21 protein-coding genes are annotated in these 26903 nt (G+C 63.6%); 17 read left to right on the top strand and 4 right to left on the bottom strand.

Annotated features, from left to right (window positions below):
- The first annotated feature begins 37 nt into the window (after window positions 1-37).
- The 3 genes from ATJ78_RS12090 to def all read left to right on the top strand — a co-directional run bounded on the left by ATJ78_RS12090 (window position 38) and on the right by def (window position 5576).
- Window positions 38-3442 carry a pyruvate carboxylase gene (locus ATJ78_RS12090; RefSeq protein WP_098408293.1) on the top strand — a complete coding sequence of 1135 codons (3405 nt, stop codon included), beginning with the start codon at window positions 38-40 and terminating at the stop codon, window positions 3440-3442.
- 96 nt (window positions 3443-3538) lie between these two features.
- Window positions 3539-5071, top strand: coding sequence for a MinD/ParA family ATP-binding protein (locus tag ATJ78_RS12085; RefSeq protein ID WP_245836305.1), 1533 nt, complete (start codon window positions 3539-3541; stop codon window positions 5069-5071).
- A gap of 13 nt (window positions 5072-5084) precedes the next feature.
- Window positions 5085-5576: a peptide deformylase gene (gene def, locus ATJ78_RS12080; RefSeq protein WP_098408288.1), complete on the top strand. Its 492-nt coding sequence runs from the start codon at window positions 5085-5087 to the stop codon at window positions 5574-5576.
- 45 nt (window positions 5577-5621) lie between these two features.
- Here def and ATJ78_RS12075 read toward each other — a convergent pair whose 3' ends face one another.
- Complete coding sequence (locus ATJ78_RS12075) at window positions 5622-7442, bottom strand: AMP-dependent synthetase/ligase (protein WP_098408284.1); 1821 nt, start codon at window positions 7440-7442, stop codon at window positions 5622-5624.
- Between the two features lie 177 nt (window positions 7443-7619).
- On the opposite strand from ATJ78_RS12075, the gene ATJ78_RS12070 reads away from it, so the two are divergent.
- From ATJ78_RS12070 to ATJ78_RS12060, 3 genes are all read left to right on the top strand, one after another.
- Complete coding sequence (locus tag ATJ78_RS12070) at window positions 7620-8576, top strand: ROK family glucokinase (protein WP_098408279.1); 957 nt, start codon at window positions 7620-7622, stop codon at window positions 8574-8576.
- A 27-nt stretch (window positions 8577-8603) separates the two neighbouring features.
- Window positions 8604-9293 (top strand): lysophospholipid acyltransferase family protein, encoded by a 690-nt coding sequence (locus tag ATJ78_RS12065; RefSeq protein ID WP_098408271.1) that lies wholly within the window; start codon window positions 8604-8606, stop codon window positions 9291-9293.
- A gap of 101 nt (window positions 9294-9394) precedes the next feature.
- On the top strand, window positions 9395-10723 hold the full coding sequence (locus tag ATJ78_RS12060; protein WP_098409357.1) for a class II 3-deoxy-7-phosphoheptulonate synthase: 1329 nt from the start codon (window positions 9395-9397) through the stop codon (window positions 10721-10723).
- A 55-nt stretch (window positions 10724-10778) separates the two neighbouring features.
- On the opposite strand, the gene pknB is transcribed toward ATJ78_RS12060, so the two are convergent.
- Window positions 10779-12722, bottom strand: a complete 1944-nt coding sequence (pknB, locus tag ATJ78_RS12055; protein WP_098408267.1) for a Stk1 family PASTA domain-containing Ser/Thr kinase — start codon at window positions 12720-12722, stop codon at window positions 10779-10781.
- A gap of 85 nt (window positions 12723-12807) precedes the next feature.
- The gene (locus ATJ78_RS12050) at window positions 12808-14184 is read right to left on the bottom strand and encodes a muramidase family protein (RefSeq protein WP_098408263.1); all 1377 of its coding nucleotides are present in this window, start codon (window positions 14182-14184) and stop codon (window positions 12808-12810) included.
- Window positions 14185-14416: 232 nt separating this feature from the next.
- On the opposite strand from ATJ78_RS12050, the gene ATJ78_RS12045 reads away from it, so the two are divergent.
- The gene (locus ATJ78_RS12045) at window positions 14417-14758 is read left to right on the top strand and encodes an Rv2175c family DNA-binding protein (RefSeq protein WP_098408258.1); all 342 of its coding nucleotides are present in this window, start codon (window positions 14417-14419) and stop codon (window positions 14756-14758) included.
- Here ATJ78_RS12045 and ATJ78_RS12040 read toward each other — a convergent pair.
- Window positions 14755-15846, bottom strand: coding sequence for a polyprenyl synthetase family protein (locus tag ATJ78_RS12040; RefSeq protein WP_098408255.1), 1092 nt, complete (start codon window positions 15844-15846; stop codon window positions 14755-14757). The two genes, ATJ78_RS12045 and ATJ78_RS12040, sit on opposite strands and share 4 nt — an antisense overlap.
- 83 nt (window positions 15847-15929) lie before the next feature.
- Between ATJ78_RS12040 and ATJ78_RS12035 the strand changes: the two genes are divergently transcribed.
- From ATJ78_RS12035 to ATJ78_RS11990, 10 genes are all read left to right on the top strand, one after another.
- Complete coding sequence (locus tag ATJ78_RS12035; protein WP_098408252.1) at window positions 15930-16304, top strand: SCO2097 family morphological protein; 375 nt, start codon at window positions 15930-15932, stop codon at window positions 16302-16304.
- A 378-nt stretch (window positions 16305-16682) separates the two neighbouring features.
- Entirely contained in the window at window positions 16683-17114 is a 432-nt protein-coding gene (mraZ, locus tag ATJ78_RS12030) for a division/cell wall cluster transcriptional repressor MraZ (protein ID WP_098408249.1), read from the top strand.
- Between the two features lie 97 nt (window positions 17115-17211).
- A complete protein-coding gene (gene rsmH, locus ATJ78_RS12025; RefSeq protein ID WP_098409356.1) occupies window positions 17212-18168 on the top strand; it encodes a 16S rRNA (cytosine(1402)-N(4))-methyltransferase RsmH in 957 nt (318 codons plus the stop codon).
- Entirely contained in the window at window positions 18165-18761 is a 597-nt protein-coding gene (gene ftsL / locus ATJ78_RS12020) for a cell division protein FtsL (protein WP_098408246.1), read from the top strand. Before rsmH ends, ftsL begins: the two co-directional genes overlap by 4 nt.
- Window positions 18762-18790: 29 nt before the next feature.
- Window positions 18791-20569, top strand: a complete 1779-nt coding sequence (locus tag ATJ78_RS12015) for a peptidoglycan D,D-transpeptidase FtsI family protein (RefSeq protein WP_245836304.1) — start codon at window positions 18791-18793, stop codon at window positions 20567-20569.
- 39 nt (window positions 20570-20608) lie between these two features.
- Window positions 20609-22021, top strand: coding sequence for a UDP-N-acetylmuramoyl-tripeptide--D-alanyl-D-alanine ligase (locus tag ATJ78_RS12010; RefSeq protein ID WP_098408242.1), 1413 nt, complete (start codon window positions 20609-20611; stop codon window positions 22019-22021).
- Window positions 22018-23130, top strand: coding sequence for a phospho-N-acetylmuramoyl-pentapeptide-transferase (gene mraY / locus ATJ78_RS12005; RefSeq protein ID WP_098408240.1), 1113 nt, complete (start codon window positions 22018-22020; stop codon window positions 23128-23130). Before ATJ78_RS12010 ends, mraY begins: the two co-directional genes overlap by 4 nt.
- Window positions 23127-24662, top strand: coding sequence for a UDP-N-acetylmuramoyl-L-alanine--D-glutamate ligase (gene murD, locus ATJ78_RS12000; RefSeq protein ID WP_098408238.1), 1536 nt, complete (start codon window positions 23127-23129; stop codon window positions 24660-24662). The genes mraY and murD overlap by 4 nt, the downstream gene beginning before the upstream one ends.
- Complete coding sequence (ftsW, locus tag ATJ78_RS11995; protein ID WP_098408234.1) at window positions 24625-25830, top strand: putative lipid II flippase FtsW; 1206 nt, start codon at window positions 24625-24627, stop codon at window positions 25828-25830. Before murD ends, ftsW begins: the two co-directional genes overlap by 38 nt.
- A complete protein-coding gene (locus ATJ78_RS11990) occupies window positions 25827-26900 on the top strand; it encodes a UDP-N-acetylglucosamine--N-acetylmuramyl-(pentapeptide) pyrophosphoryl-undecaprenol N-acetylglucosamine transferase (RefSeq protein ID WP_098408230.1) in 1074 nt (357 codons plus the stop codon). Before ftsW ends, ATJ78_RS11990 begins: the two co-directional genes overlap by 4 nt.
- The last annotated feature ends 3 nt before the right edge of the window (window positions 26901-26903 follow it).

Here is a 26903-nt window from a genome sequence, read left to right as displayed (position 1 = left end):
TGTTGGCTGAGCGGTACAACGCCAAGGAGGACATCGCGTGTTCAAGAAGATTCTCGTTGCCAACAGGGGAGAGATCGCGATCCGGGCGTTCCGTGCCGCCTACGAACTCGGCGCCCACACGGTCGCTGTTTTCCCCCACGAGGATCGGAACTCGCTGCACCGCCTGAAGGCCGACGAAGCGTACGAGATCGGCGAACCGGGGCATCCTGTTCGCGCATATCTCAACGTTGACGAGATCATTCGAGTCGCACGGCATGCCGGCGCCGACGCCATCTATCCCGGATACGGATTTCTGTCCGAGAATCCCGAACTGGCCGAGAAAGCCGCTGCCGCGGGAATCGCCTTCATCGGTCCCGATACCTCGGTTCTCGAGATGGCCGGCAACAAGGTGACGGCGAAAGAGCATGCCATTGCCGCGGGCGTGCCCGTGCTTCGATCAACACCGGCATCGAACGATATCGATGTGCTCCTCGACGGTGCAGACGCCGTCGGGTTCCCGCTGTTCGCGAAGGCCGTCGCTGGTGGCGGTGGGCGCGGCATGCGACGCGTCGAAACGAAGGACGCTCTTGCGCCTGCGCTTGCCGAGGCGATGCGAGAAGCAGACAGCGCATTCGGCGACCCGACGATGTTTCTCGAACAGGCGGTCATCCGCCCACGGCACATCGAAGTGCAGATCCTCGCCGACAGCGATGGAGACACGATCCATCTGTTCGAACGTGACTGCTCCGTGCAGCGACGCAATCAGAAGGTCGTCGAGATCGCCCCCGCTCCCAACATCAGCGACGAGCTTCGGCAGTCGCTTTACCGGGATGCTGTCGCCTTCGCGAAGTCCATCGGCTACGTGAACGCGGGCACTGTCGAGTTTCTCGTCGACACTGCCGGGGAACGCGCTGGCGAGCACGTGTTCATCGAGATGAATCCGCGCATTCAGGTCGAGCACACGGTGACAGAAGAAGTCACCGACGTCGACCTCGTTCAGTCTCAGATGCGCATCGCCTCAGGCGAGAGCCTCCACGACCTGGGACTGTCGCAGGAGTCGCTGACGCTGAGGGGAGCAGCGCTTCAGTGCCGCATCACGACCGAAGACCCGACGCAGGGATTCCGGCCCGACACCGGCAAGATCACGACGTATCGCTCTCCCGGCGGCAGCGGGGTTCGTCTTGACGGCGGCACGATCAACCCCGGCGCCCAGATCAGCCCCCATTTCGATTCGATGCTGACCAAGATGACGTGCCGCGGTCGGGACTTTCCGACAGCCGTGGCTCGTGCCCGCCGCGGGCTCGCAGAATTCCGTATTCGGGGTGTCGCCACGAACATCCCGTTTATCCAGGGCGTCCTCGACGACCCGTCGTTCCTCGCGGGAGACATCAGCACTTCGTTCATCGAGGAACGCCCGGAGCTCCTGCAGGGACGCACGTCGAAAGACCGCGGCACGAAGGTGATGAACTGGCTCGCTGACGTCACCGTCAATCAGCCGAACGGCCCCCGCCCCGTCGGCATCAATCCCGAAGAGAAGCTTCCCCACATCGACCTGGGGTCTCCGGCGCCCGCGGGCTCCCGCCAGCGGCTGCTCGAGCTCGGCCCGCGCAACTTTGCGATCGATCTTCGCGATCAGACGGCGCTCGCGGTCACCGACACGACGTTCAGAGACGCCCACCAGTCGCTTTTGGCCACACGCGTTCGCACAAAGGAGCTGCTGCGCGTCGCTCCCTATGTTTCCCGGCTGACACCGGAGCTGCTCTCGGTCGAAGCCTGGGGAGGGGCAACGTACGATGTTGCGCTGCGGTTCCTCGGCGAAGACCCGTGGGAGCGCTTGGAGAGCCTGCGAGAGGCGCTGCCGAACGTGGCGATCCAGATGCTGCTTCGGGGACGAAACACCGTCGGCTATACGCCGTACCCGACCGAGGTCACCGACGCCTTCGTCGCTGAAGCCTCGCGCACGGGCGTTGACATCTTTCGCATCTTCGACGCCCTCAACGATGTTGACCAGATGCGTCCGGCGATCGAGGCTGTACTCGCGACGGATCGCTCCGTTGCCGAGGTCGCCGTCTGCTACACCGGCGACCTCCTGAATCCCGACGAGGACCTCTACACTCTCGACTACTATCTGCGCCTCGCCGACCAGATCGTCGACGCCGGCGCTCACATTCTCGCGGTCAAAGACATGGCGGGTCTTCTGCGCCCGGCGGCGGCCGCAACGCTCGTCTCAGCCCTGCGCGAGCGCTTCGACCTGCCCGTGCATGTGCACACGCACGACACCGCAGGCGGGCAGCTCGCGACTCTGCTTGCGGCTGCGCAGGCCGGGGCGGATGCTGTTGACGTCGCATCTGCTCCCATGTCGGGAACCACGAGCCAGCCATCGGCCTCCGCGCTTGTCGCTGCGCTGGCAAACACAGAGCGCGATACCGGACTGTCACTCACGAACGTGTCGGACCTCGAACCTTACTGGGAATCGGTGCGGCACCTGTATCGCCCGTTCGAGTCGGGACTGCCCGGTCCCACCGGTCGCGTGTACAAGCACGAGATTCCCGGCGGGCAGCTGTCCAATCTTCGTCAGCAGGCGATCGCGCTCGGGCTCGAGAACGACTTCGAGCTGATCGAGGACATGTATGCGGCCGCCGACGCGATACTCGGACGAGTTCCCAAGGTGACGCCCTCATCGAAGGTCGTAGGCGATCTTGCGCTGCATCTCGCCGCAGTGCGCGCTGACCCGCGCGACTTCGCTGAGAACCCCGACAGATACGACATTCCCGACTCTGTCATCGGATTCATGGCCGGAGAACTGGGGGAGCTGCCGGGAGGCTGGCCCGAGCCGTTCCGTTCGAAGGTGCTCAGCGGAAGAGACATCACGATCGGAACCACTCCGCTGAGCACCGAAGACAGCGCGCGGCTGAACGGCACGTCGGCCGAACGGCGTGCTGCGCTGAACCGTCTGCTGTTCCCCGCTCCGACCCGGCAGTTCGAGCAGCGCCGCGAGCTCTTCGGAGACCTATCCGTGCTCGAGACGGCTGACTACCTCTACGGTCTCGAGCAGGGGCGCGAGACGTATGTTGAGATCGCGAAGGGTGTGCGCCTGTACGTTGGTCTTGAGGCCGTTGGCGAGCCCGATTCCAAGGGGATGCGCACGGTCATGGTGATTCTGAACGGGCAACTTCGCCCCGTTTTCGTACGCGACAGATCAGTCGAGGTCGAGACGAAGGCGGCAGAGAAAGCAGACGTGAGCAGGCCCGGTCAGGTGGCCGCACCGTTCTCCGGTGTCGTGACGGTCAAGGTGTCTCCAGGAGACCAGGTCGAAGCCGGTCAGGCCGTCGCCTCGATCGAAGCGATGAAGATGGAGGCCGCGATCACGAGTCCGGTCGGCGGCACGGTGGAACGCGTCGCCATCAATTCGCCTCAGCAGGTCGAGTCCGGGGATCTGATCGTGTCGGTCACGGCATCCTGAGCAGGGGCGGGCGTCCGGCTCGCTCGCTGTTCATTACACTGTTCACGGACGATTTTGGCGCTCGTGTGCGCCGCAACCCCTAGGAGCATCATCACCATGCCCTCGAAGCATGACGAAAGAAAGCCCGCTGAGCCGGAGAGCGACAGCAGAGAACTGGCTTCCTCACCTGAGAAGCCGCAACTCCGCAGCCAGACCATCAGCGTCACGATTCCCACGAGCCACGATGACGAACTCGACGATGACGATGTGATCCGCGACGACGTCGTGAAGCGCGTCGACAGCGATCCGGCAACCGGGACATCTGCACCTGCTGCGACGACGGCAAAGTCGGACCCGAAAGTACCCTCTCCGACGCCCGCGGCCGGGGGCGTCGGCAGTGCACAGAAGGCGGCGCCACGCCAAAAGAAGGCAGCCGCATCACAGAAGTCCTCCGGGTCAACTCCCGCACCTGTATCGCCCGCCATGGAACGGCCGAAGCAGCGCGCGACGGAAAAGCAGACCTCGTCAGCACCAGCCGGGAGCAGCGCGAAGAGCTCGGCCGGCGCTGGACCAGCGACATCGGGGACGCAGGCCGCTGAGCACGCCGCATCCAGCGCACCCGCAGCATCCGCTCGACCGGAGGAGACTGCTCAGGTAAAGAGCATGAGCGCTCGTCAAGCTACCAACGGCGGATCGGAGAGCGCGAGCATGCTCACGGCGGAGCGTCTTCTCGACGATCGGAGCGCCCGCGGGCGGGCGCCGGACGGCGGCATCCAACGGTTCGTCTATCGGGCGACAGGGCAGCTCGTCAACCTGGGCGACAGCAGGAAGGCACGCGCTCGCAAGGACCTGACGCACCGCATCGCCAAGCCCTTCGCCGGTGCAGCCCGCTTCGTTCCGGTGATCACGCGCAAGGGCGGTGTCGGCAAGACGACCGTCTCTCTGCTGCTCGGCATGGCGCTCGCCGATGCGCGGGAAGATCGCGTCATCGCTATCGACGCGAACGCCGACCGAGGCACTCTGTGCGACCGCGTGAGGGGAACAAGCGACTATACGGTGAGGGACGCCATCAGACGCACCGGCGACATCACCGGATACACCGAATTCTCGACGCTCGTCGCTCGCGACGAGACGCGGCTCGATGTTCTCGCCTCCGAGACCGACCCCGCCGTCTCGTCTGCGCTGAGCGACGCCGATTACGGAGTCGTCGCATCTCTCGCCTCGCAGTACTATTCGATGATCATCACCGACTCCGGCGCCGGAATGGTGCACGATGTCATGCGCGCAACGCTTGATCATGCCGACAGCGTCGTCATCGTGTCGGGGACGAGCATCGACGAGGCGCGCCTGACGTCAGAGACGATCTCATGGCTGGAGGCGAACGGTCACACGCAGCTGGCCAAGAACGCTGTCGTCGCCATCAACAGCCGCACGTCGTCACGCTCAATGGTGAAGCTCGACGAGCTTGACGCGCACTTTTCGTCTCGCGTGCGTGCCGTGACGCGAATTCCCTACGATCCAGTGCTGGCTTCTGGTGCTGCCGTCGACTTCGACGCGCTTCGACCGGAGACCCGCCACGCTGCTCGACTGCTTGCAGCATCCGTCGTCGACGGCCTCCCAGCCCAACGTCCGACACTCGCGGTTCAGTGAAGGGAACACAGACATGACCGAACGCACCATTCGACTTTTCGGCGATCCAGTGCTGAAGGCGCCGTGCGAGGAGATCACGACGATTGACGACGGCGTCCGAGCACTGATCACCGACCTTCTCGATTCCGTTCAGCTTCCCGGACGCGCCGGCGTGGCGGCGAACCAGATCGGAGTCGGGCTGCGGGCGTTCAGCTACAACGTCGATGGCAGCGTCGGCTATGTGATCAACCCGGTCATCGCTGAGGTTCGGGGCGACAAGGAGCTCATCGACGAGGGCTGCCTTTCGGTTCCGGAGCAGTGGCACCCGACTCCACGGCACCCGTATGCGAGAGTGACGGGGATCGACCTTGATGGACGAGCGGTAACGGTAGAGGGAACGGGCGTGCTCGCGCAGGCCCTGCAGCACGAGGTCGATCATCTCGACGGGTACGTGTACCTCGACCGTCTCGAGAGGGACGAGCGCCGCTCCGCGATGAAGCAGGTTCGAGAGTCCGACTGGTTTTAAACCGGTGGCAGGGTGCGCTGATCATGCACCCCGCCACCTTCTCGGTCAGGAGAGCGAGAGGCCCTGAGTGGGCTGCGGCGTCGTGTACATCCGCTCGATCGTGTCGGCGAAGTCCTTCACGATCACGCCTCGCTTGATGCTCAGCTTCGGCGTGAGGTGGCCAGAGCTTTCGGTGAACTCCGTGTCGAGAATCTCGAACTTGCGGATCGACTCTGCTCGCGAAACCCGTGTGTTCGCGGCGTCGATGGCACGTTGAACCTCAGCGAGGACTACAGGATGCGTCGCGGCCTCAGCGACCGACATCGACGCGTCCTGACCGTTGTTCTGCAGCCAGGTCGGCAGCATCTCGGAGTCGAGAGTCACGAGCGCGGCAATGAACGGCTTCTGGTCGCCGACAACGACGATCTGACCGACGATGGGGTTTGCGCGCACGGGATCCTCGAGAACCGCAGGCGCGACGTTCTTGCCGCCGGCGGTCACGATGATCTCCTTCTTGCGGCCGGTGATTGTGAGAAACCCATCATCGTCGAGAGCGCCGAGGTCGCCTGTGCAGAACCAGTCATCGACAAAGGTCTCCGCTGTCGCTTCTGGGTTGTTCCAGTACTCCTTGAAGACGTCGATGCCCTTGACCTGGATCTCGCCGTCGTCTGCGATTCGCACGCTCATGCCGGGAAGCGGTGGTCCGACGGTTCCGATCCTCGACGCCGAGGGCGTATTCACTGTCGCCGGTGCCGTGGTCTCTGTCAGACCGTACCCTTCGAGGATCGTGATTCCCAGTGCATGGAAGAAGTGCCCGAGCCGCGCGCCGAGCGGAGCAGAGCCTGAGACCGCATAGCGCACGTTCCCGCCCATTGCTGCTCGTAGCTTGGCGAACACCAGCCGGTCGAAGAGCATGAACCGCATCTTCAGACCGAACGGCACAGACCCGGACTCGAGCGCCTTGCTGTACTCGATGGCCGTAGCCGCCGCCTTGCGGAAGATCTTTCCCTTGCCACCGGCCTCCGCCTTCTGCTCAGCGGAGTTGTACACCTTCTCGAACACGCGAGGCACGGCAAGGAGGAACGTCGGTTTAAACGAGCCAAGCGATTCGAGAAGCCGGCTCGTGTCCGGCTGGTGGCCGACTTTCACGCCGGCGTGAATGGCGAGAACGGCGATGAACCGCGCGAAGACGTGCGCCATGGTGATGAACAAGAGTGTCGACGAACCGGGAGCGACGACCTCCTTCATCGCGACTGCAGCGTTGCGCGACAGCTCGACGAAGTTCGAGTGCGTGAGGACGCAGCCTTTCGGCCTGCCCATTGAGCCCGAGGTATAGATGAGCGTGGCCATGTCCTCGCCTGTGGCGAGTGCGCGCCGGCGCTCGATCTCGCTGTCGTCGACGTCGGAGCCGCTCTGAGACAGCTTGTCGATATCTCCGAGGTGAAGCTGCCACACCGTGCCCACGTCGGGGAGTTCTCCGTGCACCTCATCGAAACGGGCAAAGTGCTCTGGCGTCTCGACGATCATCGCCGTCGCGCCGGAGTCGCTGAGGATCCACTGGATCTGTGACGGCGAGCTCGTGTCGTAGACGGGAACGAGCACAGCGCCTGCGAACCACGCGGCGAAATCGACGAGACTCCATTCGTAGCTCGTCTTGCACATGAAGCCGATCTTGTCTCCCGGGTTGATGCCCGCAGAGACGAAGCCCTTCGCCAGTGCCGTCACCTGACGGAGAAACTCCGAGCTCGACACATCCGTCCAGCCATCCCCGGAAGGAACCGAGAAGAGGGCGGCGTCGGGGGTCGCCTTGACTCGATCGAGCAAGAGGTCAGAGGCGTTTGCCTGAGGGTCGGCAGGGACGAGGGGCGGTACGGTGTGGTGGTCCACAGTAGCTCCTTCGGTACGTGGTCGGGTACGGCTTCCTCTACTCTAAAGTGAGGACGCCTGCGTAGACGCGATCGGCCGCGGCCGCTCGGGGATTTCCCTGCACGGAACGCGCAGGAGCAAGCCATTTTTTGTGGGATTCGTCAGTTCGCGCGACATAATCATGTGTGGAGGTAGAGCGTGCACGCCATCGGGATCGACATCGGGGGAACCAAGATCGCCGGCGCCGTCGTCGATGACGATGGCGTGATCGTCGCCGAAGACCGCGTTCCGTCGCCCGCACGCGACAGCTCGGCCATTGAGGATGCTGTCGTCGAGATGGTCTCCCGGCTCCGAGACGGACGAGAGATTGCGGGAGTCGGAGTCGCGGCAGCCGGTTTCATCGACGCCGCGCAGTCCACGGTGTATTACGCCCCCAACCTCAGCTGGCGCAATGAGCCCTTCCGCGCCAAGCTGACCGCGCGTCTGTCGATGCCCGTCGTCATCGAGAACGACGCGAACGCTGCGGGTTGGGCGGAATTCCGATTCGGAGCAGCTCAGCTGGTGAGCGACATGGTGATGCTGACGATCGGAACCGGCGTCGGCGGTGCGATCGTCACGGGCGACGAACTCTTTCGCGGGGGGTTCGGAACCGGAGGCGAGCTCGGGCACATCCGCCTTGTTCCCGGAGGACTGCCATGCGGATGCGGAGTTCGCGGCTGTCTCGAGCAGTACGGGTCAGGGCGCGCGCTCGGCCGCCTCGCCGATGAGCTTGCGGATGCTGGGGGAATCGGACAAGTGCTCGCCGATAAGCGTGAAGCGGCGGGCGGTACGCTTTCTGGCGCAGACATCTACGAACTCATCGTCGCAGGAGATGGCGGCGCCATCACGGCTCTGCGTCGCCTCGGCTCGTACATCGGCCAGGGCTGCGCGACACTCGGAGCGGTGCTGGATCCGCAGATGTTCGTCATCGGCGGCGGTGTCGCTCAGGCAGGGGAGCTTCTGCTTGAGCCCGTGCGATCGGCATATCTCGACAGCCTGCCTGCACGCGGATTCCACCCGGAGCCGGAGTTCGTGATCGCGGAACTGGTTAACGACGCTGGGGTTGTCGGAGCCGCGGACCTTGCCCGCATCGCGGCCGCCAAACAAGAGGCTTAGTCCTCACGCGAGATACTGTTATCTACGATGTTCTACTGGATCATGAAGAACGTGATCGTCGGCCCCCTGGTGACGGCGATCTTCCGGCCATGGGTCGTCGGCGCCGAGAATGTTCCCACGAAGGGGCCCGCGATCATCGCGAGCAACCATCTCTCCGTGATCGATTCGATCTTTCTCCCGCTGTATCTCGACCGCCGCATCTCGTTTCTCGCCAAGAGCGACTACTTCACGGGAAAAGGCCTTAAGGGCTGGGCGACGCGAGCCTTCATGAACGCAACGGGACAGCTTCCGATCGACCGCTCGGGCGGAAAAGCGTCGGAGGCGTCGCTCAACACCGGTCTCGGGGTTCTCGGGCGCGGTGAGCTTCTGGGCATCTACCCCGAGGGCACGCGCAGTCCTGATGCCCGCATGTACCGGGGGCGCACGGGGGTCGCACGCATGGTTCTCGAGGCCGGCGTCCCGATCATTCCCGTTGTCATGGTCAACACCGAGCAGATCATGCCGATCGGTACGACGGTGCCGCGCATCAAGCGACCGGGACTGATTTTCGGCGAGCCCCTCGATTTCAGCCGCTTCGAAGGCCTCGAGGGGGATCGCTTCATTTTGCGCTCCGTGACAGACGAGCTGATGTACGAGCTTCAGAAGCTCAGCAAGCAAGAGTACGTGGACGTGTACGCGACGACAGTGAAGGACAAGCAGTCTCGCGTTTCACGGTAGGCTGAAAACCGCGCATTGCGCACGTCCGCCCTCCGCTCTCAAGAGAAATAGGAACGCCCGTGACAACGTCAAACGACCCGGTAGTGAAGGCTGATGAATCAGTGATCGCCGGTCTCGACTATTGGCGCGAGCTTCCGATCAAGCAGCAGCCGGAGTGGCCGGATCAGGATGCTGTCGCTGAGGTTTCGCGTGAGATCGAGACGCTGCCGCCCCTCGTCTTCGCCGGTGAGGTCGACCTTCTCCGGGAGCGCATCGCTCGTGCCGCCAGCGGAGAGGCGTTTCTCTTGCAGGGCGGCGATTGTGCAGAGACCTTCGCCGGAGCGACCGCAGATCAAATCCGCAATCGGGTCAAGACGATCCTCCAGATGGCCGTCGTGCTCACCTACGGCGCCTCGATGCCCGTCATCAAGATGGGACGCATGGCGGGTCAGTTCGCCAAGCCGCGCTCGCGCGATACCGAGACGCGCGGCGATGTGACGCTTCCCGCCTACCGAGGCGACATCGTCAACGGCTACGACTTCACCCCGGAGTCACGACGCGCAGATCCGAACCGGCTCCTGCGCGGGTACCACATGGCCGCGTCGACGCTGAACCTCATTCGCGCGTTCACACAGGGAGGCTTCGCCGATCTGCGAGAAGTGCACTCGTGGAACAAAGGATTCGCCGCGAACCCCGCGAATCAGCGCTACGAGCACCTCGCGAAGGAGATCGATCGCGCAATCAAGTTCATGGAGGCCGCTGGTGCGGACTTCGACGAGCTCAAGCGCGTGGAGTTCTACACGGCGCACGAGGGGCTGCTCATGGATTATGAGCGCCCCATGACGCGCATCGACTCGCGCACGGGTCAGCCGTACAACACCTCTGGACATTTCATCTGGATCGGCGAGCGAACTCGCGACCTCGACGGTGCGCACGTCGACTTCCTGTCGCGCGTGCACAACCCGATCGGCGTCAAACTCGGTCCGACGACGTCGGCCGATGACATGCTGCGACTCATTGACAAGCTCGACCCCGAGCGCCGTCCCGGACGGCTCACGTTCATCACGCGCATGGGTGCGGGAAAGATTCGCGACGCGCTTCCGCCTCTTCTCGAGCGCATCAAGAACGAAGAAGCCAACCCTCTCTGGGTTACGGACCCGATGCATGGCAACGGCATCACGACGCCCACCGGCTACAAGACGCGCCGTTTCGATGACGTCGTCGACGAGGTCCGCGGCTTCTTCGAAGCTCACAGGGCCGTCGGAACCCACCCGGGAGGAATCCACGTCGAGCTCACGGGCGACGACGTGACCGAGTGCCTCGGCGGGTCCGAGCACATCGACGAAGAGACGCTCGCAACGCGCTACGAGTCCCTGTGCGATCCGCGACTCAATCACATGCAGTCGCTCGAACTCGCCTTCCTCGTTGCCGAGCAGCTGGGGAACGCTTAAGGCTCGGGGCGCAGCGACGTGGGGTGCAACCGTCGGGTCGCCCCACGTCGCTCGTCTAAAGGTTGGCGACGATCGTCACGGTTGAGCCGCGCTTGATCATCTTTCCCGCGGCAGGGTCCGTCGAGTCGACGGCGAAAAGATCGTTGATGACGGCGTCCCAATACTGTTCGGGAATGTTCGAGTCGATCGTCACGGCGAAGTCGTCGTCTTCAAGCGTCTGCTTTGCTTCGTTCACCGTCATTCCCACAACGTCGGGCACCTGAACGAGGTCCTGACCCTTCGAGACGACAAGGTCGACGCTGTCTCCTGGCGCGAGCGGAGTGTCGTAGTGGGCTGAGATCACGTTGCCCTTCGCGACCGAATCGCTGAACTTCTCAGAGACAGAGCCAAGGGCGAGACCGGCCTCATCGAGCGCTGCCGTCGCGGCATCCTGCGACTGCCCGACGAGCTCGGGCACCGCGCCGACCGAGACGACGAAGTCAACGGTCTTCCCCTGGAAGGTGTCGGCGCCCGCCGTCACGTCTTCACCGTCGATGGATGCTGCAATCACGCCGTCTGCAGCTACGTCCGATGTGAATTGGTAGGCGGCGTCGCCGACGATCAGACCAAGGTCCTCGACGGTAGCCTTCGCGTCGTCGAAGCTCACGCCCGCCAGCGACGGGAGAGTCTCGGGCTTCGGCCCGAGCGAAACATTCACGGTGACGGTCGAGTTGGGGTACACGAGATCTCCCGCTGCGGGATCTGTGCTGGTGACGGCACCCTTCTCGACCTCGAGGCTGTACTCTTCACCAGGCTCGACGATGAGGCCGAGGTCGCTCAGCGCGGCGGCGGCTTTGTCAGGGGAGCCGCCCACGAGGTTGTCGGGCACGGCGACGCGCGATCCAGGGCCCGTGCCGAAATACCAGCCCGTGCCTCCCACGACAGCGCAGAGCAGCACCACGATCAGGAACATCCACAGCCCCTTGCGGCGCCGCCGATCGACGGTGGCGGTGAGCTGCTTGACCGAGCCCGTCGTGGCGATCATGGGGCCGAGCGGGTCTGTGGTACCCGTTGTCGATCGCTGAGGCTCGAACGAGGTCGTCGCGCCCAGTGCAACCGTGTCATCCAGAGGAAGCACCGAGGTGTGCTGAACCGGCATGCTCGAGAGCGTGTACCCGAGCTCTGCCTCGACCTCGTGAAGCCGGTCGAGCATTTCCTGCGCGTCAGCCGGTCGCTCGTCAGGGTCGCGTTCCGTGGCCCAGAGCACCATGTCGTCGATCTCGTCCGGTATGTCGGCGGCTCGGGTGCTGGGGCGCGGCACAGAATCATTCGCGTGCTGATAGGCGATCTGCATGGGCTGCTCGCCTTTGTACGGCTGCTCGCCTGTGAGCATCTCGTACATCATGATGCCGAGCGCGTAAATGTCGCTTCTGGTGTCTGCCGTGCCCCGCGTGACGAGTTCGGGGGAGAGGTATGCGATGGTTCCCAGCAGCGCTTGTCCCGTCGCCGTGTTCGCCGACGCCGCTCGGGCGAGGCCGAAATCGCTGATCTTGATGCGCCCGTCGTCGGCGAGCAGCACGTTCTCTGGCTTCACGTCGCGGTGCACGATGCCTGCCCTGTGTGCCGAGGCGAGTCCTGTGAGCACAGCATCCATGATGTCGACGACGTGCTGTGGCGAGAGAGCGCCGTGGTCTCGAAGCAGCTCGCGCAGCGTGATGCCCGGCAGGTACTCCATGACCAGATAGGCCATGTCGCCATCCTGCCCCTGGTCGAAGACGCTGACGACGTGCGGGTCCGCGAGCCGAGCAGCGGAGCGTGCCTCTTGCACGAAGCGATTCGTGAACGCCTGATCGTCGCTCAGGTGACCGTGCATGACCTTGATGGCGACACGCCGCTCCAGCCGATGGTCTGTGGCGACGTAGACTGTGGCCATGCCGCCTCGCGCGATGCGCGAGCGCACCTCGTATCGACCGTCGATCACACGGCCGATCAGAGGGTCGGTCTGCTGGCTAGTCGTCACGACACGAGTCTACGAAGAGCACACTGAGTGCACGCACGGACACACGGAGTGTGTGCCTAATTCGCCGAGCTTCGTTATGGGATTGTCAGCCAAGCTGTGCGAGCCAGGCGCGGGCCGACGTCTCCCACTTCGCATACGCATCGGGGTAGGCCGAGACCTGCACAGCCTGCGCCGCCTCCGTCACCGACATGTTCTTCCACCCGGAGATATCGAGCAGGCCCCGCGTCTTTCCCGATACGCCGACGAAGAACGCCTTCGCTGCGTATTCCGGGTTCATGATCTGCTCTTCGGTTCCCCAGCCCTGACTCGTTCGCTGCTGGAAGAGGCCGAGTGAGTCACGATCGCCGTGGTCGACGTTGCGCAGGCTTGACTCCTGCATGGCCGCCGCGAGGGCGACGACGAGCCCGTAGTCGCTGACACCAAGCGATCGACCGACCCGGATGATGGTCTGGGCGTTCGTCGACATTTCGGCGGTGAGCGGTGTGACCGAGTCGTCCGTCACCTTCTTCGACGATTCGGATTCGGGCGACGCCTTGCCGGGGATCGTGAGCGTTTGGCCGACGTAGATGATGCTCGTCCACGACAGTCCGTTTGCGTCGAGAATCGCTTGAATGCTGACGGCGTGCGTAGCCGCGATGCTGCTGACCGTGTCGCCCGAGACGACCGTGTACGTCCCGCCTTTCGACGTCGAGTCACGTGAATCGGACTTCTTCGACTCGGACTTCTTCGACTCAGAGTGGCTCGACGATGCACCGGGGACCGTGAGCTTCTGGCCGGGGTAGATCACCGACGACCACGACAGATCGTTCGCGTCGAGAACCGATTGCGTGCTGACGCCGAACGACGACGCGATGGCGCCGACGGTGTCTCCGGATACGACCGTGTAGGTGCTGCCCGTCGACGACCCGCTGCTCTTCGACTCGGTCTCAGGAGTGGACGATGGCGCGGAGGCGCCCGGAATGGTCAGCTTCTGGCCCGGGTAGATGACGCTTGACCACGACAGGCCGTTCGCATCGAGAACCGATTGTGTGCTGACGCCGAACGACGACGCGATTCTGCTGACGGTGTCTCCCGACGTGACGACGTGAACTGCCGCGGTCGAGGCACTCGCCGCTGCCGGTGACGCCGTTCCAGTACTGCCCGCGGTGAGAGCGAGAGTCTGCCCCTCGTGAACAGAGCTGTCCGATGCCAGTCCGTTGAGGGCCGCGACCGTCCCGGCGTCGAGACCGAACCGGGTCGCGATGACGTGGAGAGTGTCGCTTGAGCTGACCGTGTACGACGCCGGGGCCGGAAGAAAATGCGGCTTCTGGGTCGGAAGCCCGGATCCGCGGGTGAATCCATCGGGTCCATAGTCGGCGGTGTCGTGCTCGGCTGCGCTCGCCGGCGCAATGTGCATTCCGGCGGCCACGGCGCTCATGAGCGCAATCGGCACGATGCCTCTTGTGACGCGTGTCGTCGGCATCCTGTTCCCCCTCGATTTGTCATACAACGTCCCAACCGTGGCACAGGCGTGTGAAGCGTGTCAATAAACGAGAACAGTGAGATGTGTGTTATTTGACGGATTACTGAGGCTGGAGTTATCAGTGTTGTAAATGTGGCGAACGTTATAAAACAATTCTGTCTTGAAGAATCCAGATGGATGCTGGTGTGCGCCGCCGCTGGCCCGCGGTGCCGAACCGTGCGACACTCAAACGGTGACCCAACACGCCGCTGCATTTGAATGGCACACCATCCCTGACCTCGCCGAAATTCTCGATCTCAAGCTCAGCCGAGTGCGCCGGCTGATCGAGGAGCGGCATCTTCTCGCCGTGCGTCGAGAGGGTGTGCTTGTCGTTCCCGCGGACTTCGTTCGCGATGGGGAGCCCCTCAAGGAGCTTCGCGGCACGATTATTCTGCTCGCCGACGCCGGGTTCGATGACGAAGAGATCCTCGCGTGGCTTCTCGAAACCGACGACGCCATCGGGGACACGCCACTCAATGCGCTGCGAGCCGGACGGAAGTCGGAGGTGCGCCGCGTCGCCCAGGCCCTCGCCTAGGCGTCACGCTGTGTGACAGCATCCGCGAGTGCCATGAGCCCGTCGACGGCTGTTGCGTTCATAGGCGCATCTTCCAGGGCGCTCGTCGCCTTGCTGACCTCGTCGCTGATGCGCTCTTCGAGGCGCGCCTCCGCCCCGCTTTCGCGGATCATGGTCTGAACGCGCTCGATATCGGCGTCGGTGAGCTCCGGGTTGCCGAGAAGCCGATCGAGTTCGGCGCGCTGCTGGGTGGAGACCGCCGTGCGTGTGAGCCCGATGAGCACCGTTCGCTTCCCCTCTCGAAGATCGTCGCCGCTGGGCTTGCCCGTCACGGTTGAGTTGCCGAACACGCCGAGAAGGTCGTCGCGCAGCTGGTAGGCGATGCCGAGGGGAAGTCCGTAGGCGCGAAGTGCGCCGATCTGCTCGTGGCTCCCGCCCCCCGCGAGCGCACCGAGGGAAAGCGGAGCCTCGATGCTGTACTTGGCCGACTTGAAGGTGGCGACCGTCTCGGCACGTTGGATCTGCTCTGCGTCACTGTGCGTCGACCAGGACTGCTCTTCAAGGATGTCGAGAAACTGCCCCGCGGTCACCTCCGTGCGCATGCGCCGAAACTCATCACGTGCGCTCCGGGCCGCCTCGGCGTCGTGCAGTGCAGCGAGAGCATCGTCGAGCAGCTCATCGCTCCAGCCCAGAAGCAGATCTCCGAGCAGAATCGCCGCAGAGCGGCCATACTCCGCGGAGTCGCCCGCCCATGCAGCGTCGCGATGCTGCGCTTCGAATCGACGGTGTGCAGATGGACGGCCCCGGCGCGTGTCTGAGTTGTCGATGATGTCGTCGTGGACGAGCGCGGCTGCGTGAAAGATCTCGAGCGCGGCGCCGGCGCCGACGATGGGGGACGATGCGTCTGTCGCGGATTCGCCCGTGACGGCAAACCAGCCCTGGTGGCAGAACCGCGCCCTGAACCGCTTTCCACCACTGAGAAACTCCCTTGAGAAGCCAGAGAATTCCGTCGCCTCGTGCGCGACACGGGCGAGAATAGTCGTGCGCGCGTCGAGAAATTCGTCGAGTCGGTTCTGGATGAACGTGAGGAGACGTTGTGGATCGGGCACGCATCTAGCCTAGCCACAGGCGGTCGGGATAGAATCGGTGTAGACATTGAGTCGCATCCGAACTCGTGAGAAGGGGGAAGGCGATGCCACTATCAGAACAGGAGCAGAAGCTCCTCGATGAGATGGAGCGTCACCTCTACAGGAATGACGCAGATTTCGTCTCGACGTCGGGAGACCGACGGGGACGCCCCTCGTATCGCAGCATCGCCCTGGGCAGCCTCGTGGTGCTCGTCGGCATCGCTGCTCTCGTCGCTGCTGTGATGATTCAGCAGCCGATCGTCGGAGTGATCGGCTTCGTCGTCATGCTCGGCGGCGTGCTCTTGGCAATGAAGCCATCGAAGAACGCTCCCGCGCCATCGGGCGAGAGTGCACGGCAGGCGCGAACAGGGAACAGCCGTGGCAATCTTATGGACAAGCTGAACGACCGATGGGATCGCCGGCAGGATAACGACCGCTGACAATGATGTAGCTTCGGCGGGAGCCCGGAGAAGGACCGACCTGAGGGTCGGTCCTTTTTGTCGTTAACGGGAGTTTCTCGGACCATCCTCCACTTTGCCCCACCACGGCTGCGCGAGCTGACAGCATCCTGTCGTTTTTGACTCTGGTCGGTCGATCGCGACACAACGCACGTGATGATTCACGGTTCAACGCTGCATTCTGCGCCAATTACGGCAAACTTCCTCCACTACTCTCCACTGCCATTTTCTTTGTGTTTCCGCGGAAGTTCTCGGTACGTTTGGAGCAATTGCGGTCAAGTGCTTCAGTTTGTGGATGTTTGTGGAGTAAAGTGGAGCATATCTCCACGTTGGCCGGCGAAAAAGGGGGGGGAGGGTCCGATGTTTCTCGGCACGTACTCTCCGAAGCTGGACGACAAAGGGCGCATCATTCTTCCGGCGAAGTTTCGCGATGAGCTTGCAGGAGGCGTCGTGATGACACGCGGCCAGGAGAACTGCATCTACGTGTTCAGCACGCGCGAGTTCGAGGAGATGCACGAGAAGATCCGGCAGGCCCCGGTGACCTCGAAGCAGGCACGCGATTATCTGCGCGTCTTCCTCTCGGGAGCGAGTCCTGAGACGCCCGACAAGCAGAACCGCATAACGATTCCGCAGAACTTGCGCACGTACGCGGGTCTCGATCGTGAGCTGACCGTCATCGGTGCGGGAAGCCGTGCCGAGATCTGGGACTCGGAGGCGTGGGAGACCTACCTCGCCGAGCAGGAGTCCGCGTTCTCCGATACAGCGGAGGAGGTGATCCCGGGACTGTTCTGATCCCTCGTCGCCGACTCCCAGCCGTTGGCGCCCTGACACACTTCCCCGGTGCCAGGTCGAACGGATGGGGATCAGCGATGAGGGCCCGGCAAACACCATGGCACGCAACGACATTCACACCCCGGTACTTCTCGACCGCTGCGTCGAACTGCTCGCGCCCGCTCTCGAGGGCGAAGCCCGAATCGTCATCGACGCGACCCTCGGGCTCGGCGGGCACAGCGAGGCGATGCTCGAGCGGTTTCCTGATGTTCACCTCGTCGGCATCGACAGGGACGCAGACGCTCTCGAGCTCGCGGGCGAGCGGCTCTCACCGTTCAGCGACCGAACGACCCTCGTCAAAACGGAGTACGACGACATCGCCGGCGCGCTCGATCAGGCAGGAGTCGATCGCGTCGACGGCATCCTCTTCGATCTCGGTGTCTCGTCTCTGCAGCTCGACAGGGCCGAGCGCGGATTCTCGTACTCGCAGGATGCTCCCCTCGATATGCGCATGGACGCGGACAGCGACGTCACGGCGGAGCGCGTGCTCGCGGAGTACGGCGAGGCAGAGCTGCGGCGCATCTTTCAGCGCTATGGCGAAGAGAAGCTCGCGGCGCGCTATGCGCGAGCGATCGTGCGCACGCGCGACGACGAGCCGCTGCGCACCTCGGCGCAGCTCGTGGCCGTGATCGACGACGCGACTCCCGCTGCCGCGCGACGGAGCGGGCACCCGGCAAAGCGTGTCTTTCAAGCGCTGCGCATCGAAGTGAACCGTGAGCTCGCCGTGCTTGAGAACGCGATTCCCGCTGCGCTGGCCGCAGTGGCCCTTAGGGGTCGGATCGTCGTCATGTCGTATCAATCGCTCGAAGACCGCATCGTCAAGAGAGCGTTCCACACAGCCTCGCAATCGAGCGCACCCGCGGGACTTCCGGTAGAGCTGCCCGAGCACCAGCCGGAGTTCCGCCTGCTCACTCGTGGGGCAGAGCGAGCAAGCGAGACAGAGATGGCTGCGAACCCGCGCGCGACGCCCGTGAGGCTGCGCGCAGCAGAACGAATCAGGGGGAACAACGCATGAGCACGGGAGTGGCACACAGCATTCGCCCGCTCCGGTCGCCGGAGAGGCAGCCGCAGCGCACGCCGCTTCGCGCCGTACCGGTCCGCAGCGTGCGGCGGGCGCGACCGAAGATCGCGTACGCCATCACGACGATCGCCGCCGTCAGCGGAATCGTCGTGGCTCAGCTGCTGTCGAGCGTTGCTTTGAGTCAAGGGGCATACGAACTGTCCGCGCTGAAATCGCAGCAGCGTGATCTCAAGCTCGAGCAGCAGTCGCTCACCGAGCAGGTCGAAGTGCTGAGCTCGCCGCAGTACATCTCAGAGAGCGCGCAAGAGCTCGGGATGGTTATCAACCAGAGCCCTGTCTACATTCGTCTCTCCGACGGGAGCGTGCTCGGTCAGCCCGGACCCGGCGGGGAAGCGACCGAACGTCCTCTCGCTGACGGCGCCGTGAGCAATAGCCTCGTCGACCAGCTCGGACCGGTCGGCAGCGACAAGGATGCTGCCGAGAAGAAGGAGTCTGAGGATTCGACAGGGGCAGGCGAGTCGAGCTCGAATCCGCCACCGGCGCAGGTAATCTTCGAAAACGGTCTACCGTCGCCGAAAACCCATTGACGTAGCCGCGCCGTCGTGAGGATCCACAAGTGCAACACACGAACCGAACCAGCAGACGCCGTGCTTTCGTCGCGGTCATCTGCGTGCTGGGAGTCTTCGCCGCATTCGTGATTCGCCTCATCGACATTCAGGTCGTGAATGCGTCGCAGCTGCAGACGGCTGCCTCGGACAAGACGTCCGGCGAGCTGGTCGTCTACGGGGAACGAGGCGACATCGTCGACTCCGAAGGCGAAGTTTTGGCCGGAAGCGTGATGCGGTACGACCTCTCTGTGGCTCCCGTCAACGTGAATGAATTCACACGCACGGACGATGACGGTTCCACGTCGAAGGTGAGCGTCGAACAGGCGGCGAGTGAGCTCGGAGACATCATCGGTGTCTCGGGCAAGCACATTCTCGATGTCGTCGCTGGTGCGCTTGAGGAGAACGAGAACTCGCTGTACGCGCGCATCGCCAAGTCAGTTGACGTAGACAAGTACCGCGCGGTCGAAGCACTGGATATTCCGTGGCTGTACGCCAAACAGCATCCGGCCCGTTTCTATCCCAACGGCGCCGTCGCCGGAAACATCATCGGTTTCGTCGGCTCTGATCAGTCGCCTCTCGCGGGCGTCGAACGCTACATGAACTCGTGCCTCAAATCACAGAACGGCACGCAGGCATACCAGCGGGGCAAAGACGGCGTCGCGATTCCCGGATCGATGCAGACGACGCAGCCCGCAGAGAATGGCGGCACGGTCAAGCTCACACTTGACGCGGATCTGCAGTGGTACGCCCAACAGCGGCTGGCGGAGCAGGTCGAGGCGACGAACGGCACGTGGGGGATCGTCACCGTGATGGAGGCGAAGACGGGAAAGCTCAAGGCTGTCGCCGAGTATCCATCGGTCGATCCGACAGACGTCGCCTCGAGCAACCCTGCGGACCGCGGCGCGCGCGCGTTCACGACGCCGTACGAACCCGGATCGACATTCAAGACGCTTCTGGCCGCATCGCTCATCGACGCAGGGCTCGCCGACCCCACAACGCATGTGGTTGCCGATGGATGGTACTACCCCAGCAACGGCGCAGAGATCAGGGACTCCTTTCCGCATGGGCCCATGAACCTCACACTCACCGGGGTGCTGGCGGAGTCGTCGAACACCGGGATCTCTCAGCTCGGAGAACGAATGTCGGCGAAGGACCGATACGAATACTTGCAGAAGTTCGGGATTGGAACAGAAACCTCGGTCGGGTTTCCCGGCGAATCTTCCGGCGTGCTCCACCCGTGGAAGAACTGGGACAACCAGACGTTCTACGCGACGATGTTTGGCCAGGGATTGACATCAACGGCCATTCAGGATGTGAGCGCGTATCAGACCCTCGCCAACGGGGGAGTCCGGCTTCCCGTGCAGCTCGTGGAAGGCTGCGTTCAGCCCGACGGCACCGTGACGAATGTGCCGTCCGGCGAGGGAACACGCGTTGTCTCAGAGAACGCTGCGGATCTCACGGTGCAGATGCTCGAGAGCGTTCCCACCGATGGACACTTCTCGACAACCCTGCAGATTCCGGGATATCGTGTCGCAGCCAAATCGGGAACGGCGCAGCAGGGCGACGGTCAGGGCGGCCTCAAATCGACGTACATCGTGTCGATGACGGGCATGGCTCCGGCCGATGATCCTGAGTACGTTGTTTCGGTGACGATCGCGAACCCGACTACCATTAGGTCGTCTGCGGCCGCGGCTCCCACCTTTCAGCAGGTCATGACTCAGGTGCTGAAGTCGTACGACGTTCCGCCGTCGACGGAGCCGGCTCCAAACTGGCCCACGCGATTCTGACCACTCGCGTCGGTCGAACACGAAGGAGACAAAGCACCGGTGATCACTCTCACCTTCGGCGAGATCGCCGCCGCCGTATCGGGTCGGTTCGAGGCTGCGGGCACGGACGCGTCCGAATTCACGCCCGTGTCGGGCTACGTCGAGACGGACTCGCGCGAGATCGAGCCCGGCGGAATCTTCGTCGCCAAGCCAGGAGACGTCACAGACGGCCACCGCTTCGTCGGGCCGGCAGTCGATAACGGGGCTGCACTGGCGATCGTGGAGCACACGGTTGACGTCGCGGTCGCTCAAATTGTCGTTCCCGACGCCGTCATAGCGCTCGGAGCACTGGCAGCAGAGGTGGTGCGTCGCGTGAAGGCGGCGGGCGACCTCACCGTGATCGGTATCACCGGCTCGAACGGCAAAACCACGACGAAGAACCTGCTCGGCGCGATCCTCTCGCCCGACGCGGAGACCGTGATGCCGCGAAACTCGTTCAACAACACCGTGGGAGCTCCCACCACGATGCTTCGCGTTACCGAGGGCACGCGCTACCTCATCTCTGAGATGGGTGCGTCTGGACCGGGCCACATCGCACGCCTGGCCGCTCTCGCCCGGCCGAAGATCGGCATCGAGCTCAAAGTGGGCATGGCACATGCCGGAGGATTCGGCGGCATCGAGCAGACGGCTGCGGCAAAAACAGAGCTCGTCGCCGCTCTTCCTGCTGACGGCGTCGCGATCCTCAATCGCGACGACCCGCGCGTCGTCGCGATGGCCGACAAGACTCCGGCTCGCGTGGTGTGGTTCGGCGAGCACGACGAGAGCGACATCCGCGCATCAGACATCGTCGTGACAGCGACGGGAACGCACTTCACCGTGATAACGCCCGATGGCGACAGCATCCCTGTGTCGTTCAAAGTGCTCGGCGAGCACCACGTGTGGAACGCTCTCGCAGCCCTCGCCGCCGCTCGCGAACTGGGCGTGCCGATGGACGTCGCCGTTCGTCGCCTCGAGTCCGTGTCGCGAGCCGAGCGTTGGCGCATGGAAGTGATGGGCGGCCGCGACGGTGTCACCATCATCAACGACGCGTACAACGCGAGTCCCGACTCGATGTCGGCAGCACTCAAGACGCTCGCACTCGTGACGGAGAGGGGCCAGCGCACCGTTGCCGTGCTGGGCGCCATGAGCGAACTGGGAGAGTTCTCGGGCGAAGAGCATGATCGGATCGGTCTGCTGGCGGTTCGCCTCGGCATCGATCAGCTCGTCGTCGTGGGGCCCGAAGCCCGCCGACTGCACATCTCCGCCATCAACGAAGGGTCGTGGGCGGGCGAGTCCGTCTACGTAGAGACCGCGGACGACGCGTACGAGTACCTGGAGCAGCAGCTGCGTGCCGGTGACACGGTGCTCGTGAAGTCGTCGAATTCCGTCGGACTGCGATTTCTCGGCGACCGATTGGGAGAATTGTTCTCGTGATTGCACTACTCACGGCCGGAGCCCTCTCGGGAGCGTTCTCGCTTTTCATGACGCCGCTGTTCATCAGACTCTTCCGCGCGCTCGGCTGGGGACAGTTCATTCGCGACGACGGACCACAGTCGCACCACTCCAAGAAGGGCACGGCGACGATGGGCGGCATCGTCGTGATCGTCGGCGTGCTGTTCGGGTACTTCACGGCGATGCTGATCACGGGCGATCGCATCAGCGTCTCGGCTCTTCTCGTGCTGTTCATGATGGTCGGGCTCGGCGTGGTGGGGTTCGTCGATGACTTTCTCAAGACTCGTAAGCAGCAGAGCCTCGGCCTTGGCGGGTGGGAGAAGATCGTCGGTCAGGTGATCGTCGCCGCGATCTTCGCCGTGCTCGCTATCGGCTTTCCCAACAGTCAGGGCGTCACACCGGGCTCAACCGCAATCTCGTTCATCAGAGATCTCAACATCGACTTTCTCGCGCTGACGCAGTGGGGTCTTGCCGGAACGATCCTCGGGTTCATCCTGTACTTCGTCTGGATCTCGTTCATCGTCACCGCGACGTCGAACGGAGTCAATGTCACCGACGGACTCGACGGCCTCGCAACCGGTGCGAGCATTCTCGCAATCGGCTCGTACGTCGTGATCGGATTCTGGCAGTACAACCAGTCCTGCTTCAGCACGGGGCTGCAGGGAGACCTCGCGTACAAGTGCTACGAGGTCGTTGACCCACTGGGGCTGGCGATCGTTGCCGCGGCGATCGTCGGATCGCTCATCGGCTTTCTCTGGTGGAACACCACCCCGGCGCAGATCTTCCTGGGCGACACCGGTTCGCTTGCGCTGGGCGGGGCCGTTGCCGCCCTCGCGATCCTCACCCACACCGAAATCCTTCTCATCTTCATCGGCGGACTGTTCGTGATCGAGGCGGGGTCCGTCATCGTCCAGCGGGTGTACTTCAAACTCACGCACGGCAGACGGATCTTCTTGATGAGCCCCATTCACCACCACTTCGAGCTCAAGGGATGGGCGGAGATCACGGTAGTCGTGCGCTTCTGGATCATCGGAGGTCTGCTTGTCGCGGCGGGCGTCGGCACGTTCTATCTCGAGTGGATCTCGCGATGAGCCCGAAGCACGCTGCGCCGGGACGACTGGATGAGCTCACGAGCTGGCACGCCGACTGGAGCGGGCTTCGCGTCGCCGTGCTCGGGCTCGGCGCCACCGGGTTCTCTGTCGCCGACACCCTCACCGAACTCGGTGCCGACGTTCTCGTCGTTGCCGAGACGGCGTCCGAAGAGCACGCGAAGCTCATCCCCGTGATCGGCGCTCGACTCGTCGTCGGTGACCTGCAGCATCCACCAACCGAACTCATCGAGCACGACCCAGAGCTCATCGTCGCGTCTCCCGGCTTCGCTCCGCATCACCCGCTGATCAAGTGGGCGGCGGCGGAGAGCATTCCCCTGTGGGGCGACATCGAGCTCGCCTGGCGGGTGCGCGACAAAGTGGGCACACCGGCCGAATGGATCCTCATCACGGGGACAAATGGCAAGACGACGACGGTGCAGCTCACAGCGACGCTCATCGCCGCAGCTGGACACCGCGTCGCGCCGTGCGGAAACATCGGCGTACCCGTGCTCGACGCCGTTCGCGACCCCCAGGGCTTCGATGTGTTCGTTGTTGAATTATCGAGTCATCAGCTGCACTACCTGGCCCTGACCGAGGCGCCTGTGACGCCGCATTCTGCTGTGTGCCTCAATATCGCGCGCGACCACCTGGAATGGCATGGCTCGTTCGAGGCGTACCGAAAGGCCAAGTCGCGCGTGTACGAGAACACGCGCGTCGCATGCGTCTACAACAAGGCGGATGCTGCCACGAGGACGATGGTCGAGAACGCTGACGTCATCGAGGGCGCTCGCGCGATCGGCTTCGATCTCGGCGTCCCAGGCCCGAGCGATCTCGGCATCGTCGACGGGATTCTGTGTGATCGAGCGTTCCTCGACGACCGCCGCAGCTCCGCGCTCGAGATCATCACCCTCGACGATCTGCGCACGCGCGGTCTCGATGCACCGCACGTCGTCGCGAATATCCTGGCCGCAAGCGCGCTCGCCCGCGCGTACGGAATAGCGCCCGAGGTCATCAGAGTGGCCCTACACGGCTTCTCGCTGGACGCACATCGTATTCAGCTAATCGTCGAGCTCGGCGGCATCCGCTGGATTAACGATTCGAAAGCGACGAACCCCCACGCAGCCGATGCGTCGCTCTCAGCATTTGACTCCGTCGTCTGGGTGCTCGGGGGGCTTCTCAAGGGTGTGGACGTCGACCCGCTGGTGGAACGACACGCGTCCCGACTGCGCGGTGCGGTGATCATCGGCACGGAGCAGGACGTCATCGCCGCCGCATTGCAGCGACACGCGCCGCACATTCCCGTTTTTCGGGTCGACCCGACCGAAACTGATTCTGTGATGGTGCGTGCAGTCGATGCCGCGCGCGAAATGGCCGAAGCGGGTGATGTCGTGCTGCTGGCTCCGGCGGCAGCATCCCTTGATCAGTTCACGGGATACGACGAGCGCGGAGCCCTCTTCGCGAAGGCCGTCAACGAGATTCAGGGAGGTGGGGCCAATGACCAGCGAGAAAAGCCTCACCGACGCGAGGACTGAACGCAGAGGATTCACGTCAGCGCGGATCTCGCTGGGCAAGATCGAAACGTCTCTGCCCTCGAACTTCGTGCTGCTGCTCGGCGTCACACTCTTTCTGGTCGCGTTCGGCCTCGTCATGGTCGCGTCGTCGTCGACGATTGACTCGTACCTGGATTCCAACGGCTTCTTCGGCGGATTCTGGAAGCAGGCGACGTACGCGGCGATCGGCATTCCGCTCATGCTCGTCATGAGCCGATTTCCGATCTCGTTCTGGAAGGCCTGGGCGTGGCCGGTCATCGTCGGGTCCGTTGCACTGCAGATGCTGGTTTTCACACCGCTCGGCATCGAGGACGGCGGAAACAGGAACTGGATCGCGATCGGTCCCATCAGCGGGCAGCCCTCGGAAATCGTGAAGGTGGCGCTTGTCATCTGGCTGGCAACGGTCCTCGCGCGCAAGCAGCCGCTCCTGGGCAAGTGGCAGCACGTGCTCATTCCCGTGCTTCCCGTCGCCGGTCTCGCAATCGGACTCGTTCTGCTCGGCCATGACCTCGGGACCGTGAGCATTATGGCCGCGATCGTGCTCGGCGCCCTGTTCTTCGCCAACGTCAAGCTGCGCTTTCTTGCCGTTCCGGTAATCGGCGGGGTGGCGCTTCTCGCGGCGTTCGCGCTGACGAGTGAGAACCGCATGCGGCGCATCACGTCGTTTCTCGACGCGGAGTGCCTGGACTACGAGGGACTGTGCTGGCAGCCCCTGCACGGAACGTGGGCTCTGGCCGGCGGAGGCATTTTCGGGCGTGGACTCGGAAACTCGCATGAGAAGTGGGCGTGGCTCCCCGCAGCATCCAATGACTACATCTTCGCCATCATCGGAGAAGAGCTCGGCCTGATCGGATGCGTGGTGCTTCTCGGGCTGTTCGTCGTCATGACGATCGTCTTCGTGCGCATCATGAGATCGTCGACCGACCCGTTCACGCGCATCGCGACGGGTACAGTTATGGTTTGGATCATCGGACAGGCCTTCGTCAATATCGGAGTCGTGCTTCGGGTGTTCCCCGTGCTCGGGGTTCCACTCCCGTTCATTTCGGCGGGTGGAACCGCGTTGCTCACGGGAATGATGGCGATCGGCGTCGTGCTTTCGTGCGCGCGCCACGATGACGCGAGCCTCGCTCGCGCAAAGGCAGGACAATGACTCGATATCTCCTCGCCGGGGGCGGAACAGCCGGTCACGTGAATCCGCTGCTCGCAACCGCTGACGCGATTCGTGAACGGGAGCCCGATTCTGAGGTCATCGTTCTCGGAACCAAGGAGGGACTCGAGTCTCGGCTCGTTCCAGAGCGCGGGTACGAACTCGTCACCATTCCCAAGGTTCCGTTTCCCCGAAAGCTCAATGGCGCCGCGCTGAGATTTCCCGGACTCTTTCGGCAGGCTCGACGTGAGACGATCCGTGTCATTGCAGAACGTGCGATTGACGTCGTCGTCGGTTTCGGCGGCTACGCATCGACGCCGGCGTACGTCGCGGCGAAGAAGTCCCGCGTGCCGCTCGTCATTCACGAAGCCAACGCTCGCCCCGGCCTGGCAAACCGTCTCGGAGCGCGATACACGCGATTCGTCGGCGTCGCTTTTCACGGCACTCGCCTGAGACACGCACGATTCGTCGGAATGCCGCTTCGGCCCGAGATCGAGCGCATCGACATCGATGACGCCAGGCGAGAGGGCATCACATTCTTCGATCTGGATCCCGAGCGTCGAACGCTGCTTGTCACGGGCGGCTCGCAGGGAGCGCGCCGACTGAACTCGACGGTTATCGAGACCGCGCAGCAGATCATCGACGGCGGCTGGCAGATCATTCACCTCGTCGGAGGAAAAGCCGACGTCACCGATCCGCAGATCGAGCACTACAACATGGTTCGCTATTGCGATCGGATGGAACTTGCCCTCGCCGTTGCGGACTTCGCCGTGTCGCGGGCAGGTGCCGCGACGGTGTCCGAGCTGACAGCTGTCGGCGTCCCGGCCGTCTACGTGCCCTATCCCGTGGGCAACGGTGAGCAGAGGCTGAACGCATCTGACGTTGTCGGCGCGAACGGCGCCCTGCTGATCGCCGACGCACTCTTCGTGCCCTCGTGGGTTCGTGCGACGCTCATTCCCTTGTTGAGCGACCGCGTGAAGCTGCACGACATGGCGGTGCAGAGCCGTCACATCGGCTCGCGTGAAGGCTCACAGCGTATGCTTCAGCTGATCGACGACGCGCTCGACGACTGACAC

The sequence above is a fragment of the Paramicrobacterium agarici genome, from assembly GCF_002563955.1.
GTDB lineage: Bacteria > Actinomycetota > Actinomycetes > Actinomycetales > Microbacteriaceae > Paramicrobacterium > Paramicrobacterium agarici.
This window is presented reverse-complemented; position numbering and strand designations above follow the sequence as displayed.

Coding starts and splice junctions, on each gene's coding strand:
- def (WP_098408288.1), top strand. CDS start 5,085: ATGACCGAACGCACCATTCGACTTTTCGGCGATCCAGTGCTGAAGGCG.
- ATJ78_RS12050 (WP_098408263.1), bottom strand. CDS start 14,184: ATGCCGACGACACGCGTCACAAGAGGCATCGTGCCGATTGCGCTCATG.
- ftsW (WP_098408234.1), top strand. CDS start 24,625: ATGACCAGCGAGAAAAGCCTCACCGACGCGAGGACTGAACGCAGAGGA.
- ftsL (WP_098408246.1), top strand. CDS start 18,165: ATGAGCACGGGAGTGGCACACAGCATTCGCCCGCTCCGGTCGCCGGAG.
- ATJ78_RS12065 (WP_098408271.1), top strand. CDS start 8,604: ATGTTCTACTGGATCATGAAGAACGTGATCGTCGGCCCCCTGGTGACG.
- ATJ78_RS11990 (WP_098408230.1), top strand. CDS start 25,827: ATGACTCGATATCTCCTCGCCGGGGGCGGAACAGCCGGTCACGTGAAT.
- mraZ (WP_098408249.1), top strand. CDS start 16,683: ATGTTTCTCGGCACGTACTCTCCGAAGCTGGACGACAAAGGGCGCATC.
- ATJ78_RS12085 (WP_245836305.1), top strand. CDS start 3,539: ATGCCCTCGAAGCATGACGAAAGAAAGCCCGCTGAGCCGGAGAGCGAC.
- rsmH (WP_098409356.1), top strand. CDS start 17,212: ATGGCACGCAACGACATTCACACCCCGGTACTTCTCGACCGCTGCGTC.
- ATJ78_RS12035 (WP_098408252.1), top strand. CDS start 15,930: ATGCCACTATCAGAACAGGAGCAGAAGCTCCTCGATGAGATGGAGCGT.
- murD (WP_098408238.1), top strand. CDS start 23,127: ATGAGCCCGAAGCACGCTGCGCCGGGACGACTGGATGAGCTCACGAGC.